Annotated in this window: 12 protein-coding genes; 3 read left to right on the forward strand and 9 right to left on the reverse strand. The window is 62.6% G+C overall.

The genetic code is table 11. The annotated features are described in order from the left end of the window. Positions 1–81: 81 nt before the first annotated feature. Genes AWU82_RS19195 through ptsP form a run of 4 tightly spaced genes read right to left on the reverse strand, consistent with a single transcriptional unit; the run spans position 82 to position 7230 of the window. Entirely contained in the window at positions 82–1623 is a 1542-nt protein-coding gene (locus tag AWU82_RS19195; RefSeq protein ID WP_064382573.1) for an alkaline phosphatase D family protein, read from the reverse strand. Between the two features lie 59 nt (positions 1624–1682). Then, positions 1683–3416: a PTS fructose-like transporter subunit IIB gene (locus tag AWU82_RS19200; protein ID WP_064382574.1), complete on the reverse strand. Its 1734-nt coding sequence runs from the start codon at positions 3414–3416 to the stop codon at positions 1683–1685. A gap of 11 nt (positions 3417–3427) precedes the next feature. Further along, on the reverse strand, positions 3428–4369 hold the full coding sequence (gene pfkB / locus AWU82_RS19205; RefSeq protein ID WP_064382575.1) for a 1-phosphofructokinase: 942 nt from the start codon (positions 4367–4369) through the stop codon (positions 3428–3430). Further along, on the reverse strand, positions 4369–7230 hold the full coding sequence (gene ptsP / locus AWU82_RS19210; protein WP_064382576.1) for a phosphoenolpyruvate--protein phosphotransferase: 2862 nt from the start codon (positions 7228–7230) through the stop codon (positions 4369–4371). Before ptsP ends, pfkB begins: the two co-directional genes overlap by 1 nt. A 306-nt stretch (positions 7231–7536) precedes the next feature. Here ptsP and cra point away from each other — a divergent pair, with 306 nt between their 5' ends. Both cra and AWU82_RS19220 read left to right on the forward strand, forming a co-directional pair. Next, positions 7537–8532, forward strand: a complete 996-nt coding sequence (cra, locus tag AWU82_RS19215) for a catabolite repressor/activator (protein WP_064382577.1) — start codon at positions 7537–7539, stop codon at positions 8530–8532. Between the two features lie 3 nt (positions 8533–8535). Continuing rightward, entirely contained in the window at positions 8536–9312 is a 777-nt protein-coding gene (locus AWU82_RS19220; RefSeq protein WP_064382578.1) for a TatD family hydrolase, read from the forward strand. Here the strand turns inward: AWU82_RS19220 and AWU82_RS19225 are convergent, their stop codons facing one another. The 5 genes from AWU82_RS19225 to AWU82_RS19245 all read right to left on the reverse strand — a co-directional run bounded on the left by AWU82_RS19225 (position 9313) and on the right by AWU82_RS19245 (position 15689). Further along, the gene (locus tag AWU82_RS19225) at positions 9313–9702 is read right to left on the reverse strand and encodes a hypothetical protein (RefSeq protein WP_064382579.1); all 390 of its coding nucleotides are present in this window, start codon (positions 9700–9702) and stop codon (positions 9313–9315) included. It lies immediately after the preceding gene. Positions 9703–9856: 154 nt separating this feature from the next. Beyond that, positions 9857–11887: a methyl-accepting chemotaxis protein gene (locus AWU82_RS19230; protein WP_064382580.1), complete on the reverse strand. Its 2031-nt coding sequence runs from the start codon at positions 11885–11887 to the stop codon at positions 9857–9859. A gap of 157 nt (positions 11888–12044) precedes the next feature. Continuing rightward, positions 12045–12878: a regulatory signaling modulator protein AmpE gene (gene ampE, locus AWU82_RS19235; protein WP_064382581.1), complete on the reverse strand. Its 834-nt coding sequence runs from the start codon at positions 12876–12878 to the stop codon at positions 12045–12047. Then, on the reverse strand, positions 12875–13435 hold the full coding sequence (gene ampD, locus AWU82_RS19240) for a 1,6-anhydro-N-acetylmuramyl-L-alanine amidase AmpD (protein ID WP_064382582.1): 561 nt from the start codon (positions 13433–13435) through the stop codon (positions 12875–12877). The genes ampE and ampD overlap by 4 nt, the downstream gene beginning before the upstream one ends. Positions 13436–13499: 64 nt before the next feature. After that, the gene (locus AWU82_RS19245; RefSeq protein ID WP_064382583.1) at positions 13500–15689 is read right to left on the reverse strand and encodes a DUF1631 domain-containing protein; all 2190 of its coding nucleotides are present in this window, start codon (positions 15687–15689) and stop codon (positions 13500–13502) included. 254 nt (positions 15690–15943) lie between these two features. Between AWU82_RS19245 and nadC the strand changes: the two genes are divergently transcribed. After that, positions 15944–16792 carry a carboxylating nicotinate-nucleotide diphosphorylase gene (nadC, locus tag AWU82_RS19250; RefSeq protein ID WP_011332412.1) on the forward strand — a complete coding sequence of 283 codons (849 nt, stop codon included), beginning with the start codon at positions 15944–15946 and terminating at the stop codon, positions 16790–16792. Positions 16793–16806: the final 14 nt, after the last annotated feature.

Below are 16806 nucleotides of genomic sequence, written 5' to 3' on the forward strand. Positions count from 1 at the left end.
CGGTTTTACATTCAACACATTGGTTGTCTGTTATACCGCTATCGCGAGCAAGCTCGCTCCCACAGTTTTTTTGCGCTGAACTCAGGTCGGTTGCAGCTTCTGCTCGAACACCGCAACACCCTCCAGATCCCGCAACACCACACTCATCTCCCCGCTCTGCCCCTCGATATTCACCTCACCGAAAAACTGAAACCCGGCAAACGGCGAGGCGTTCTGCGTCGGTGGTGCTTTCTGGAACACCACCTGCGGGCCAAAAGTCTTGTCCAGCGGATTGGGTCCGAAACTGCCGGCGTTCAACGGTCCTGCGACAAACTCCCAGAACGGTTCGAAATCCTGGAACGCCGCGCGATCAGGGTGATAGTGATGCGCCGCGCAGTAATGCACATCCGCCGTCAGGAACACGAAATTGCGCACCTGTTGCGCGCGCAAGAAGCCCAGCAGCTCGGCGACTTCCAGCTCACGTCCCTGCGCCGGGCCGGGGTCGCCGTTGGCCACCGCTTCCCAGCGCGCAACACCGGGGCTGACCTCGCCATCCGGCACGCCGAGACCGATCGGCATGTCGGCGGCGATGACTTTCCACTGGGCTTTCGACGCCTTCAGTCCGCGCTTGAGCCAGTTCAATTGCTCACGACCGAGGAATGGTTTTTCCGCCCCGAGATTGTCGTCGTTGGCGCCGCGATAACTGCGCATGTCGAGCACGAACACATCGAGCATCGGCCCGTAACTCAGCTTGCGGTAGATCCGCCCGCCGCCATCGGCGGCCTGCAAACGCATCGGCGAATATTCGAGCCAGGCCTGACGCGCACGGCCGACCAGGGTGTGGATATTTTTTTCCTGATAACGCTCGTCGAGCTGCTTGCCCGGCGACCAGTTGTTGACCACTTCATGGTCGTCCCACTGCCAGATCTGCGGCACTTCGGCGTTGAAGCGACGGACGTTTTCATCCATCAGGTTGTAGCGGTAATTGCCGCGATAATCGTCGAGGGTCTGGGCAACTTTGCTCTTGGCTTCGGTGGTGAGGTTGCGCCAGATCCGGCCACCCTCGGTGGTCAGTTGCGCCGGCACCGGGCCGTCGGCGTAGATGGTGTCGCCGCTGTGGATAAAGAAATCCGGCAGGCGCATGCGCATGGCTTCGTAGATGCGCATGCCGCCGATATCGGGGTTGATGCCGAAGCCCTGGCCGACGGTGTCGCCGCTCCAGACAAAACGGAGATTGCGCCGCGCCGTCGGTGCACTGCGCAAGTGGCCGAGCCACGGCTCGCTGGCAACGCCGGTGCGGGCGTCCTTGAAATACACACGGTAGAAAATCGCCTGATCGGCGGGCAGCCCGGTGAGTTCGACGCGGGCGGTGAAATCGCTGCGGGCATCGGCCAGCGCCGAGACGACCCGGCGCGGATGGCGGAACTGACTGCGGGTGTCCCACTCCACCACCATCTGTGCCGGGCGGTCGGCGCGGCTCCAGATCATCGCGCGGTCGCCCTGCAAGTCGCCGGATTGCACGCCGTCAGTGAGTTGCGGTCGATCCTTGACCGACGCGATCACGGCCGGCGCCAGCCCCGGCATCAGCAGTCCGGCACCGACGGCTTGCATCACGCGCCGGCGACCGGGATTGAAATCGCTCATGGTGTTCTCCCTGAAAAAAGGAAAACTTAAGCACTGCTAGATGAAAGGGGTGTGACACCTCACGCCTTCGCGGGCTCCAGCGCCAGCTCCACGGCTTCCGGCCGCTTGACCAGCGCATACACCACCGCCGTCAGCAGACTGCCCGCGACAATCGCCAGCAGGTACAACAGCGCATGGTTGATCGCATTCGGAATCGCCAGCACGAACAGGCCACCGTGGGGCGCCATCAGTTTGCAGCCGAAATACATCGACAACGCACCGGTCAGCGCACCGCCGGCAATGCTTGCCGGGATCACCCGCAACGGATCTTTCGCAGCAAACGGAATCGCCCCTTCGGAGATGAAGCACAACCCGAGCACCAGCGCCGCTTTACCGGCTTCGCGCTCGGTCTGGGCAAACTTGCGTCGGGCGATGAACGTGGCGATGCCCAGACCAATCGGCGGCACCATGCCGGCGGCCATGGTCGCGGCCATCGGTGCATAACTCTGCGAGGCGAGCAGCCCCACCGAGAACGCATAGGCAGCCTTGTTGATCGGCCCGCCGAGGTCGACGCACATCATGCCGCCCAGCAGCACACCGAGCAGGATCGCGTTGGTGGTGCCCATGCTGTCGAGGAAATGGGTCAGCGCCGCGAGCATCCCGGCCACCGGTTTGCCGACCACGTAAATCATCACCAGCCCGGTGAACAGACTGGCGAACAGCGGGATGATCAAGATCGGTTTCAGCGCTTCAAGGCTTTGCGGCAGCGCCACATAACGACTGATCGCCTTGGCCGCGTAGCCTGCGATAAACCCGGCAACGATCCCGCCGATGAAACCGGCGCCCAGGGTGCTCGCCAGCAAACCGCCGATCATGCCCGGCGCGAGTCCGGGACGGTCGGCAATCGACCAGGCGATGTAACCGGCCAGTAAAGGCACCATCAATTTGAACGCGGTTTCGCCACCGATCTGCATCAGCGCCGCCGCCAGCGTGCCTTCTTCCTTGAACGCGGTGATGCCGAACACGAACGACAAGGCGATCATCAGACCACCCGCCACCACCATCGGCAGCATGAACGACACACCGGTCAGCAGGTGTTTGTAGACGCCGCTTTTCTCTTGTTTGGCCGGGGCCTTGCCGTCGCCGGCAGCGCTTTCCACGACACCTTCGGCCAAGGCTTTTTTCAGCGTGGCTTCGGACTGTTTCAACGCAATCCCGGTGCCGCAGCGGTAGATTTTCTTGCCGGCGAAACGCTCGGTGGCGACTTCAATGTCAGCCGCCAGCAGCACCACGTCAGCCTCGGCAATCGCGGCTGCGCTCAGCGGATTGCGCGCGCCGACCGAGCCCTGGGTCTCGACCTGCAGGTCGTAGCCCAGACGCTTGGCGGCTTGCTGCAAGGCTTCGGCGGCCATGAAGGTGTGGGCGACGCCGGTCGGGCACGCGGTGACCGCGACCAGACGCGGCGCTTGAGCGCTGGCAACCACCGGCGGCGCTTCGGCAGCGACGTAAACCTCGGCCTCGACAGCGCCACGCCGCAGCACGTCTTCGACATCCTGCAGGGCTTGCGCAGGTGCGATCCGAAAGACTTTCTTGCCGATGAACCGGGTCATGTCCACCGGTCCCGTGGCCACCAGCAACACCCACTCGGCAGCCTCGATGGTGGCCGCCGACAATTCACGTTCCGGGTGCGCGGCGTCCACCACTTCGACGCTGGTGCTCCAGCCCTGACGCTGGGCCGCAGCATCCAGCAGCCGGGCGCACAGCACACTGGTGACCATGCCGTTCGGGCAGGACGTGACAATGGCTAACTTCATGACAAACCCTCTTATTGTTCTGTCAGGGGGCGCACGCGCACGCCCTGTTCAAGCCGCGCCAGTTGCGCAACATCGTGAATGCCGAAACCGATCTGGGTTACCGCCTGCGCCGCAATTGCGGTGGCCGTGCGCAGGGTTTGTTCCGGCGTATCGGCGCTGAGCAGACCGTGGAGCATGCCGGCCAGCAACGAATCGCCGGCACCGACCGTGCTGGCGACGCTGACCTTCGGCGGTGTCGCATGGAGTGCCGAGCCGACGCTGAACCAGTTCACACCCTCGGCGCCATGGGAAATCACCACATGCTCGATGCCTTGGGCGTGCAACCGATTGGCCGCTTCGGCCTGAGAGGCGTGAGACACCACTTCACAGCCCAGCGCATCGGCCAGCTCTTCGGTATTCGGTTTGATCAGCCACGGACCGGCCTTGAGCGCTGCGCGCAAAGCTTCGCCGCTGGTGTCCAGAGCGACTTTCAGGCCCAACGTTTTCAAGCGTTCGACCAGTTCGCGCAACCACTGTGCAGTGACTCCGCGCGGCAAGCTGCCCGCGACTACAACCGCGTCATGCCCCGGCGCGATCTGCACCAGTCGCTCCAGCAACGCCTGTTGCGCCACTACGCCGACCACCGGGCCCGGACCGTTGATGTCGGTGATGCGTCCGTCCTGTTCCGCGACCTTGATGTTGCTGCGGGTCTCGCCGGGCACCCGGATAAACGCATCGGTGAAACCGCGTTTGGCGAACAGGGTTTCGAACGCTTGCAGATTGTCTTCGCCGAGAAAGCCGCTGACCGTCAGTTGATGACCGAGGTCGGCCAGCACTTGCGCGACGTTGACGCCCTTGCCGGCGGCGTGGGTGTGCATCTCGTCGCTGCGGTTGACCTGACCGGCCTCCAGGCGTGGCAACTGCACCGTGAGGTCCAGCGCCGGGTTGAGGGTCAGGGTGAGAATCTTGGCCATTACAGGGCCTCCACTAATGCGCGCACTTCGTTGGCGCTGCCCACGGCCAGGGCTTGTTGAGCAAGGGTTTGCGCCTGGGTCAGGCTGAGTTCGCGGATGCGTGCCTTGACCTCGGCGATGCTGCGCCCGGAGACGCTCAATTCATCCACACCGAGGCCGACCAGCACCGGTACTGCCAGCGGATCCGCCGCCAGCTCGCCGCAGACGCCGACCCATTTGCCGTGGGCATGGGCCGCGCGCACGGTGATGTCGATCAGTTGCAGCACCGCCGGGTGCAGGCCGTCAGCCTGGGCGGACAGGGTCGGATGACCACGGTCGATCGCCAGCGTGTACTGGGTCAGGTCGTTGGTGCCGACGCTGAAGAAGTCCACCTCTTTGGCCAGCACCGGCGCCAGCAGTGCGGCGGACGGCACTTCGATCATGATCCCCAGTTGCAGGTCGGCAACCGGGATTTCCAGACGCAGGCGTTCGGTCATGTCGCGGGCCTGACGCCATTCTTCGACACTGCCGACCATCGGGAACATGATCCGCAACGGACGGTTGTCCGCCGAACGCAGCAAGGCGCGCAACTGCGCCTCCATGATCTGCGGACGCTGCAAGGTCAGGCGAATCCCGCGTACGCCGAGGAACGGGTTTTCTTCCTTGGCGATCGGCCAATACGGCAGCGGTTTGTCGCCGCCGACATCGAGGGTGCGCACCACCAGCGGCCGACCGGCGAGGCCGTCGAGGACGCGGCGGTATTCGGCTTCCTGAGTCGCCTCGTCCGGCGCCTGCGGATGGGCCATGAAAATCAGTTCGGTGCGCAGCAGGCCGATGCCTTCGGCGCCCTGCTCCACCGCGCTGATGACGCCAGCGCTTTCACCGATGTTGGCGAACACTTCCACGGCGTGGCCGTCGCGGGTGTGCGCCGGTTGATGGCGTTGTTCGGCGGCGGCTTTCAGGCGTTGTTCGCGGCTGTCGCGCTCTTCGCTGGCGCGTTGCAGGGTCGCGGCATCCGCGTCCACATGCAGGCGACCGCGCTGGCCATCGAGCAGCAACGGCGTACCCGGTTCCAGCAGTAACACCGCAGCGCCCGCACCGACCAGCGCCGGAATCCCCAACGCGCGAGCCACGATGGCGCTGTGAGCGGTGGCGCCGCCACGGGCGGTGAGAATCCCGGCGACCCGCGCCGGATCCAGACGCGCGACGTCGGACGGGCCGACCTCATCCATCACCAGAATGTACGGCTGCTCAGGCTCGGCGGGCGTCTGCACGCCACACAGCTGCGCCAGCACCCGACGACCAATGTCGCGCAGGTCGGCGGCACGTTCGGCGAGCAACGCGTCGTGCAACGCTTCCTGTTGTCTTGCGGCGGCCTCGATCACGGCCATCCACGCTGCCTCGGCGCTTTCGCCCTGTTTGAGACGGGTGTCGACTTCGTCGGTGAGTTCCGGGTCGTCGAGCATTTCCTGGTGGGTGATGAAAATCTCGCGGATCGCCTTGGCCTTGCTGCGTTCGATCAGGCCCTGAATGTCCTGACGCACGTCGGCCAGCGCTTGCTTGAGACGCTCGCGCTCGATGGCGGCGGACTCGCCGCGCAACGGGTAATCGATGGTTTGCTGGACCTGAATATGCGCCGGGCCGATAGCGATGCCAGGGGCGGCAGGGATCGCTTGCAGAAGACTGCCGGAGGCCGGGGCGGTCAGCACTTCTGCAATGTCCGTAACCACTTCGCGCTGTTGACTGACTGCGGGCAACGGTTCGACTTCTTCGCCGAGGCCTTCTTCGATAGCGGCCAGCAAGGCCGGCAAGGCATCGGCGGCGATGCTCGGTTCGGCGATGATTTCCAGCACTTGGCCACGACGGGCGCCGAGGCTCAGCAGTTTGCTCAGGCTTTTCACCGATACGGCGCTGTCCTGACCGTCGACGATGCGCACACGAATCTCGCCGTCAAAACTTTTCGCCAGTTGCGCGAGGATCTTCGCCGGCCGCGCGTGCAGACCATGGGCGTTGGCCAATGCGATACGTGCGCTCGGCCAATCGGCCGGCAACTCTCCGCCAAGCACTTCGAGGACTTTGCGGCTGCTGGTGGCGCGGCCCAGTTCATGGCCACGACCTTCGATCAGCAACGCGCACAACCGTTCGAGCAACGCCTGATGCGCTTCACCGAGACTGGCCAGACAGAACAGACCGCTGAGCGGCTGGCCGAGGTAACGCATCGGCTTGTCCGGCGTGACGAACGCAAGGCCCGGACGCTTCACGGTCTGTTCGCTGTGCAGCCACCACAGGCCATCGCCCAACGGCAGCGCTTCGACCTGCTGCAAAACGCCAGCGAAACCGTTGCTCACGCAATCGGCCTGACGCAGCAGACGCGCACCGCGCCAGACCAGTTCTTCGAAATCGTCGGCCGATACACCGAGGCCGATCATCTGCGCATCCAGCGCCAGTTCTTGCGGCGCGCCTTGCAGCAGTTTCAGCAATGCTTCGGGCGAACTGGCGCGGCGCAGGGCCTGGCCCAGATCGGTCTCGCCGAGGGCGCGGGTCAGCAGTTGCAGCAAGCGCAAGTGTTCGTCGGATTTGGCGGCGATGCCGATGGCCAGATAAACGATCTGGCCGTCGCCCCAGTCCACGCCGTCGGGAAACTGCATCAGGCGCACGCCGGTGGCGAACACCTGATCACGGGTTTCGGGCGTGCCGTGGGGGATCGCAATGCCTTGGCCGAGGAAGGTCGAGCCCTGAGCCTCCCGGGCCTGCAGGCCGGCGAGGTAGCCGTCGGCGACAAGTCCATCGGCGACCAGATGACTGGCCAGCAATTGCAAAGCGGCGGGTTTATCCACAGCCGACTGGCCCATGGATATCTGCTCTACAGTGAGCTCGAGCATGCGATCTCCTTTTTGGCGTCGTGTGACGCCAGGTATTGTTTTGAATGGTTGCAGCTTAGGCGCTGTAGGCCATCCTTTTCAGGAGGCAGTTTTGGCGGTTTCACGGCAGAACCGGCCAAAGGCGTCTAAAACGTAGAAAATACGCTTGCTGAAACGTTTAATCTAGATTGATCGGCACGTTACTCGATAATGTCCCATCCTTGAAGTCCAACTTGTCGGATGCGCTGAGACAATGGTCGCCTGCCTGAATCGGGTAGGATTGGCGAAAATGTCGCGGCAAGCTCGAAAAAACAAGGAAATCCCGGGTTGAAACTCAGTGATATCGCGCGGTTGGCCGGAGTGTCCGTGACCACCGCCAGCTACGTCATCAATGGCAAGGCCGAACAGCAACGCATCAGCAACGCCACCGTCGAGCGGGTGCGGGCGGTGGTCGAGCTGCACGGCTTTACCCCCAATCCACAGGCAGCCGGGTTGCGCAGTCGGCACACCCGGACCCTGGGCTTTATCCTGCCGGATCTGGAAAACCCCAGTTACGCGCGGATCGCCAAACTGCTGGAGCAAGGTGCCCGTGCGCGGGGTTATCAGTTGCTGATCGCCAGCTCCGACGATGCCCCCGACAGCGAACGGCAACTGCTGCAACTGTTCCGCGCGCGGCGCTGCGATGCGTTGATCGTCGCCAGCTGCCTGCCGGCCGGTGACGACAGTTATCGTCAGTTGCAGGCCAAGGGTTTGCCGATCATTGCCATCGACCGGGTGATGGATGCCGAGCATTTCTGTTCGGTGGTCAGCGATGACCGCGAAGCCAGCCTGCACCTGACCGAAAGCCTGCTCGACCCGCAGCCGAAACAGATCGTACTGTTGGGCGCCCGCCCGGAACTGAGCATCAGCCAGGAACGTGAAGCCGGATTCAAGCAAGCCCTGGCCGGGTTCAAGGGCGAAGTGCTGATCGAACACGCCGAGTCCTTCAGCCGCGAGTGCGGCAAGCAGTTGATGGAAGATCTCCTGCAACGCCTCGGGCATTTGCCGGATGCGCTGGTGACCACGTCCTACGTACTGTTGCAGGGGGTGTTCGACGCGCTGCATGACTTCCCGTTAAAAAACCGCCCGCTGCGCCTCGGCACATTCGGCGACACCCAGTTGCTCGACTTTCTGCCGCTGCCGGTCAACGCCATGGCCCAGCAGCACCAGTTGATCGCCGACAAGGCGCTGGAACTGGCGTTGGCGGCGGTCGAACAATCGGACTACCAGCCTGGCGTGCAAGCCATTGCCCGTACCTTCAAGCAGCGTATTCACCGGGACTGAGCCGTGGAGCTGATCGACAGCCACACCCATCTGGACTTCCCCGACTTCGACGCCGACCGCGCGGCACTGCTCACCGAAAGCCGCGCCCTCGGGGTGCGGCGAATGGTCGTGTTGGGTGTCTACGAAGGCAACTGGCAAAGGGTGTGGGATCTGGTGCAAAGCGATGCCGATCTGTACGCGGCCTTCGGATTGCACCCCGTCTATCTCGATCAGCATCGGCCTGAAGACCTGCTTGCTCTGGGCGACTGGCTGACACGGCTAAAGGGTCATCGGCAGCTGTGCGCGGTCGGCGAAATCGGCCTGGATTACTTCATCGAAACCCTCGACCGCGAACGCCAGCAAGCGCTTTTCGAGGCACAACTACAATTGGCGGCAGATTTTGAACTGCCGGCATTGATCCATGTGCGGCGCAGTCATGCGGCGGTGATTGCCACGCTCAAGCGCTTCAAGCTCAAGCGCGCCGGCATCATTCACGCCTTCGCAGGCAGCCGTGAAGAAGCGCGGGAATACATCAAACTCGGTTTCAAACTCGGCCTCGGAGGTGCACCGACCTGGCCGCAGGCGTTGCGCATGCATAGGGTGCTGGCCGACTTGCCGCTGGATTCGGTGGTATTGGAAACCGACTCACCGGACATGGCACCCGCCATGTTCCCCGGCATTCGCAATACGCCAGCGCATCTGCCGGCGATCTGCGACTCACTGGCCACTTTGATGAACATCAGTGCGCAACAACTCGCTGCCGCCAGTACCGCCAACAGTTGCGAGGTGTTCGGCTGGTAGTCAGTCGGCGTGGGCCTTGGCCGCGTCGAGAATCAGCGTCAGGTGCTGGCGCTGCCGGGCATAACGAATCACCGCGAAGTACACGAAAATCGCGATCAGCGACCCGTTCAGCTGCTCGGTGACGCTGAGCAGACCCACCCATTCCATCACCAGGGCCACCAGCAGCGCGGTGCACACCGTCACCAGCGCACTGGCGCGCAGCAGGCCGAGTGAATCGAGCGAACGGAAACGTTTGATCTGCTTGGGGCAACGCAATTCCAGGCTTTTCTGGCAATGGGCACAGGTGAACGCTTCGTGGATCGAAATGGCATTCAGTTGCCAGGGTTTGAGCACCAGCGTGGTCTGGCAGTGGGCGCAGAGGCCCTGGACGCCCAGGGTTGCGACAGACATGTGCGATCTCCTCCAAGTGGTCAAAGAACTGAGCTTGGTTCATTGAGGCCGAAAAACCAGCGCCTGGAGGAAAACAGGATTGGGCTTACAGATGTAGGCAAAAAAGTACTACAAGCCATTCCGAAAAAACCTGCCTCACAGGAGGCAGGTCAATTCAAACCCGGAACGCGCTGATCAGCTGTTTCAACTCGACCACCTGCGCCGACAACGCGCGGCTGGCGTCTTCGGTCTGATGCGCGCCTTCTGCGGTGCGCTCGCCGGCACGGTTGATCTCGACGATGTTCTGGTCGATATCGTGGGCGACGGCGGTCTGTTGTTCGACGGCGGCGGCGATCTGCTGGTTCTGGTCGACGATCATGCCGACAGCGCCGAGGATGTTTTCCAGCGCCTGCTGGACTTTTTCCGACTGCCCCACCGTGCCGTTGGCCATCTGATGGCTGACGCCCATGGCCTTTACTGCCGCGCCGACGCCGCCGTGGAGTTTGGCGATCATCTGCTCGATTTCTTCGGTCGATTGTTGGGTGCGCTTGGCCAGCGTGCGGACTTCGTCGGCGACCACGGCAAAACCGCGGCCCTGCTCACCGGCCCGCGCGGCCTCGATCGCGGCGTTGAGCGCCAGCAGATTGGTCTGTTCGGCGATGCTCTTGATCACTTCCAGCACGCGACTGATCGACTGACTGTCGCTGGCCAACTGGTTGATCACCAGCACCGATTGATCGATTTCGCTCGCCAGTGCAGCAATGCTGCCCTGCTGCGATTCCACCAACCCGCGACCGCTGATGGTTTCGTCGTTCACGCTGTGCGCACTGCTGACCGCTGCCGCTGCACTGCGTGCCACCTCCAGCGACGTTGCCGACATCTGGTTCATCGCGGTGGCCACTTGCTCGATCTGCGTGCGCTGCCCGGCGACCGCCTGATTGCTTTGCGCCGAGACGTTTTCCACCTGCCCCGCCTGTCGCTCGACCTCGCCAACGGTGTGGCCGACCCGCTCAATCAGGTCATGGATTTTCTTCACCGTACCGTTGAACACCTCGCCCAATTCGCCGAGTTCATCGCGGCTGTTGGCGCGGAAATTCACTGTCATGTCGCCCGCGGCAACTTTATCCATCATGGCGCCGAGGTTTTTCAGGGTGGCGCGGGTCGACGCGTAGAAGCCGCCATAGAGATAGAAAATCAGCACGAACACCACCGACAACGCCACAGCTTGCAGCACCATGTGCGTGCGGTTTTGCCCCAGGCGCTGCTGCAACTGGGTATCGAGGAATTTCAGGGTGGCGTCGTTGAGCTGATAGGTCTGGTCCATCAGCCCGGTGACCTGGTCATAAAACCCCTGCCATGGAGCGTCGAGCGTTTCGGCCATCACCACTTGTTCTTCGATCAGGGTGCCGGCCTGTTTCAGCGATGCCTTGCTGGCATCGGCCGGTGCGCTCAGGGAATCACGGGCGGCTTTGCTTGAGCCCAGCGCGTCCTGCAATTTCAGGCCGTACTCGGCCTGAAGTTTTTCGATCTGCACCAGCAACTCGTCAAAACGGGTGCTCGACGAACTGTTGAGAAAGCCCTGGCCCAATGAATACGAGCCCATCGCCCGACCTTCGCCCAAGGCCTGGGTAACGGCCGGCGTGATCGCGGTGATCAGCTCGCTGAGCTGGCGAATGTCGCCCTGATTGTCGCGACTCAATCCGGCCTGACTGGCCACGATCTGGCTGAAAACCTGCGCATTGCCCAGCAACTTGCCGATCAGCGCACTTTTGCTTTGCAGGGAGTTTTCCGCTTGCTGGGCCTTGAAGGCGGCGATCATTTCATCGCGCTTGGCCTCGAAGAATTTGATCTGCTCCGGATCCTCGGTCATCGGCGTCAGCCCTTGCAGGCGCGCCAGGACGTTTTGCTCAAGGCTGGTGATCTGCGCTTCGACATTGCCGGCCTTGCCGGACTGGCCGAGGGTGACGTTGATCTGCACCAGATTGTTAAGGGTTTCCAGATCCCGGCGCAGGGTCAGGCTGCTGCCCAGCAGGTCGAGGCTCTGCAGCTCCACCCGGGTGCCCTGGAATTCGCGATAGGAGTCGCGCACCAGATAGAAATTGGTCACCAGCATCGGCACCAGGAACAGCACGCTGATCAGGCTGAACTTCATGCCGAAGCTCAAGCGGTTCATCAACGAGACGGCGGGATAGAGCAAGCTCTTCACTGGAAGTCTCCCTTGGTTTTTTCTTGTTTTTATTGGCAGGCGCGAGGCGACAGCAGATAGCCACTATCGGGCGCCATCTCTGTATAGCTCAAATCGAAGGGAGGTTTTGTAACTTAAGGTTAACGAGGGGGATTGCCCCCCTCGTCACGCGAACGGCCTACGCCAGCACCGTCCACAGGGCAAAGCCGGCATACCACAGCACCGCCGCCCGCAGCAGCAGTTCCCACAGGCAGTCGAGGGTGTTGATGCCTTCGGGACCGACAGCGGCCGGCGGGATTTCCCCGGCCGCCAGCCCGACCTTGTTGATCAGTTGCGCAGCGCTGATGTTCCAGTTCAGCAGCTCGTGCAGCATTACTCGGCTGACCGCGACGAAATTGCCCACCAGTGCAAGGCTCGCGGCCAGCAGGCGCACCGGCACCCAGTCGAAGGCATGACGCAGTTGCCCGGCGCGTTCGGCCACCGCCGGGTTCTGGGCGTTTTCTTCGGCCAGCGCCAGCAAGCGATAGCTCAGCGCCGCCACCGGACCGAGCAGGAAATACCAGAAAATCACCGCAAAAAAGCTCTGGTAGGCCTGCCACAACAGATGTCGTTGCACTTGCTCCAGCAATTGTTCGCCGCTTTCGGCGCAGATGTTCAGATCACGCTTGGCCACATGGGCAGCGGCCTGCAGATCCTCACGGCGCCAGGCGTCGCGGAACGGCCCGAGCTCGCCGAGTAGGTCACCCCGCCCCAGGCTGTAAATCACCACCAGCAAATGCACCGGCAACGCCAGCAGACCGTAGGCCACCGGCTCCAGCACCACCAGCAGCAAGCCCAGCAGCGCCACCGGCAACAGCACCAGGATGGTCAGCACCAGCCACGGCTGTTTCGCCAGCCCGCCGGTTTCAAGCTTGTGCAGTTCGCGGATCCATCCGCCATCGCGTTGCACCCGTTGGCGCAGAGCCGAGAACTTCTCGATCCAGACCGCCAGCAGTAACACCAGAAAACTCATTGTCCTTCCTCTTGTGCCAGGGCAGCGCGGTAGCGTGCCCAGTCGAATGCGGGTCCGGGGTCGGTCTTGCGACCGGGGGCGATGTCGCTGTGCCCGCAGATACGCTCGAGCGTGATCGCCGGGAACGCCGCCTGTATCTGCCGGGTCAGCACGGTCAACGCCTGGTACTGCGCATCGGTGAACGGCAGATCATCGGTGCCTTCCAGCTCGATGCCCACGGAAAAATCGTTACAGGTTTCCCGTCCCTCGAACACCGAAACGCCGGCATGCCAGGCACGCTCAAGACAGGAGACAAACTGGGTGACCTTGCCGTCACGTTCGATCAGAAAATGCGCAGACACGCGCAGGTCGGCGATCCCGGCAAAGTAGGGATGTTCCGTGACATCCAGACGATTCTGGAAAAATTCCTGGACCTTGCCGGTGGCGAACTGCGCCGGTGGCAGGCTGATGTTGTGGATGACCAACAGGGAGACTTCGCCCGCCGGGCGTTCATTGAAGTTGGGCGAAGGGCAGACCTGCACCCCGTGACACCACCCGCTTGCGGGATCCAACTGCATACCGATTCCTTCAACGCCGACTGTGTTGGCGACCAGTATGCCGTGATCGGCCCCCGGCGCGCGATCACTTGCCGCGATTGAGCCGCCGCAGATTGCCGAGCACCGACTCCAGCGCCCGATCGAACAGCAAGGTGTCGTCCAGCGCCCGCACCGCGCCGCGACGAAATGCCAGGGCCAGTTCGGTGCGGTCACGCTCCAGCACTTTCATCCCGGTGCGGTCGACGAACACGTACTTGCCGGTCGCCTCGATGATCGCCGCCAGTTTGCAGCGCAGGGTGTGTTCTTCGTCTTCTTCGAACGCCACCCAACTGCCCAGGCGCAACTGATCGACCTGGCGCAAACCGGCGTCGTCGGCCGGCAAACGCGCCGGCGTGCGTGGCTTGAGACCGTCGTCGGCCATCTGCAAGACAATCGTCTGCGACACCTCGATCATTTCCGGCAGCACGGACTGATCCGGTCCGCTGGACGGCTCGAGCAGGCGCACATGCAGCGCTTCCAATTCACTGAAAAAGCCGCTGGTGGCAAACGGATCAAAAGCTGAAGTGCTCAGGCCGTCGCGCAATGACTTGAGCAACCCCGGCACCAGCGCCAGCAGACGCAGACCGGCTCCGGCATCATCGTGGCGTTGCACGCTCCAGATCAATTGCTCCATGGTCTGCACGTCGGCCTGCCATTCGGCAGACTGATCGCCGTGCTTGAGGCAGGTCAGCAGCAACACCTTGCTCCAGGCCTCCTGCACGAACGTCACCACCGACGGTGGCAGGACTTTGCCCAGCAACGCCTGATTGAGCGCCTGCTCGACCCGTTGGCGGGCCATTTCGGTTTTCGCCCGGCCCTCTTCGGCATCGCGCAATCGCTGTTCAAGCAATTCACTGCGACGGCGCTCGTCACTGGTGAAGGCGAGGAAGTCCGCCAGCAACTCGGAAAAAATCGCCGGGTCATCGACGAAATCCGTCAGCAGGCGCTGCACCACTTGCTCGATGCGCAGGTACAGGCTGTCGCGCGCATTGCCGTCGCACTCGCCCCAGCCCATCGCCGCTTCGGCGATTTCATTGAGCAGGCGCCGCGCCGGGTGGCTGCTGCGGCTGAAGAAGCTTTTGTCGATCACCGCGACCTTCAACATCGGGATCTGCAACCGGGCAATCAGCGCCTTGAGCGAATCCGGCAGGTTGCGATCATCGAGGATACAGTCGAAGACCATGGCCACCAGATTGATCACGTCCTCGTCGGCCCCGCCGACGATTCGCGACTTGCCGCTGCGCACGCTGACCCGGGTCAGCAACTGTTCAAGCTGATGGCGCAAATCGAAGTCGTCCTGCACCGCCAGCGCCGGCACGTATTGCTGCAGGTGCGAAAGCAGGCGCAGCAGGTCGCGGGTGGAAATCGGTTGGGCGGGAGCGCTGGGCTCAAGGGTCGGTGCGACGCTGCCGCGCACATGCAGCAGCAACTCCTGCAACGCGGCGAAGACCTCCTGCACGCCCGTATCGGTCTGGGTTGGGTCGACGCCCTCGAGTTCACTCTGGACGCTGGCCACGGCCTGATCGATGGCACGACGGGCCGGTGCCGGCTTGAGCTCGGGCAACACGCCCGTGGCGATCAGCAGTTGGTTGGCTTCGGCATAGAGTTGATCGGTGTCGGCCAGCACATAGCGCTCGAACAATTTGAGCAGGATCAGTTTGACCTTGATCTCCACCCCCAGATTGCGCCCGGCTTGCAGGAAGTATTCGCAAAGCATCGCCGGGCCCAGCGGGTTGTAATGATCGTCGAGGGTCTTGCCCAACAGCGCATTGAATCGCGCGGTCAGTTGATCGAGGGCGAAACCGTCGCGATTCAGTACGCGGCCGACCATGGTTTCCACCGCGACGTTGCGCTCCATGTCATCGGTGCGCGCTGTCGTGTCCTCGTGCTGCAAAGCATGAGAGAGGACGGTGGGGACGGGATCGAATTGAGTGAGGCCGACGAAGGCCTCGAAGAACTGCTCGAGAAAGCCGCGCTCGATGTTCTTGCGCTTGAGGCGCAGGTCGCGCATGGCCTCGAAAAAAATGTTCTGTTCGACATCATTGCGTGCCCGATCGGCCATTTCGAACAGGGTGTCGTCGGCGTTATCGAACAACTCCTGCAAACCGTTGCGCAGGCGCTGGGCAGCCTTGTCGCGAACCTGAAGCAGAATCACGGGCAGGCGGGCGAGCGGCGAGTGAGTCGCCTGATCGGCAGTGACCTTGTGCAAAGGCACTACATTCCCGTCGTTGTGCATCCAAGCCTCCTGAAACGGTGATTCGCCGACGTCAAAGTCATGGCGTCAAATGCAAGGCGGATTATCTTGCAAAAGATGTCTCCGGCGCTATAGCCGTCAGGGTTTCCCCTATGCGCCGACACCTTCCAGTGACCACGAAGGAATGGGGATTGCTCAAGAAAATCGACCGGATGCAGCGCTGCGTAGCGGTTCTCGCCTTGGGTTGGCTGATGCCATGCCCCTATAATCGGGCCACTTAGTTTGTGGAGCCCGTTATGCCGAATCTACGTCTCGCCGATTTGACCGCCGAAATCGAAGCCAACGTGCGCCGTGCGTTGCTCGAAGACATCGGCAGCGGCGACATCACCGCGCAACTGATCCCGGCCGAACGCCTGGCCAAAGCCACCATCATCACCCGCGACGCCGCCGTCATCAGTGGCACCGCCTGGGTCGATGCGGTGTTCCGCCAGCTCGATCCACGGGTAGCGGTGCACTGGCAGGTGCGCGATGGCGAACGGGTTTCGCCGAATCAGCCACTGTTTCATCTGGAAGGCCCTGCCCGTTCGCTGCTGACCGGCGAGCGCAGCGCCCTGAACTTCCTGCAATTGCTGTCGGGCGTGGCGACCCGCGCGCAGTACCTGGCGGACTTCGTTGCCGAGACCTCGGTGAAACTGCTCGACACCCGCAAGACCCTGCCGGGGCTGCGTCTGGCACAGAAATACGCGGTCACCTGCGGCGGTTGCCATAACCATCGCATCGGCCTGTACGACGCGTTCCTGATCAAGGAAAACCACATCGCCGCCAGCGGTGGCATCCCACAAGCCATTGCCGCTGCGCACAAGATTGCCCCGGGCAAGCCGGTGGAAATCGAAGTGGAAAGTCTGGAGGAGCTGAAAGAAGCGCTGGCCGCCGGTGCCGATATCATCATGCTCGACGAACTGAGCCTTGATGACATGCGCGAAGCCGTGCGCCTGAACGCCGGCAAGGCAAAACTGGAAGCCAGTGGCGGCATCAACGAAAGCACGCTGCTGCCGATCGCACAGACCGGGGTGGACTACATCTCGATCGGTGCGATGACCAAGGACGTGAAGGCTGTAGACCTGTCGATGCGCCTGAGCATTTAAGGGCAGCGGCAAGA

It is taken from the genome of Pseudomonas glycinae, assembly GCF_001594225.2.
Taxonomy (GTDB): domain Bacteria; phylum Pseudomonadota; class Gammaproteobacteria; order Pseudomonadales; family Pseudomonadaceae; genus Aquipseudomonas; species Aquipseudomonas glycinae.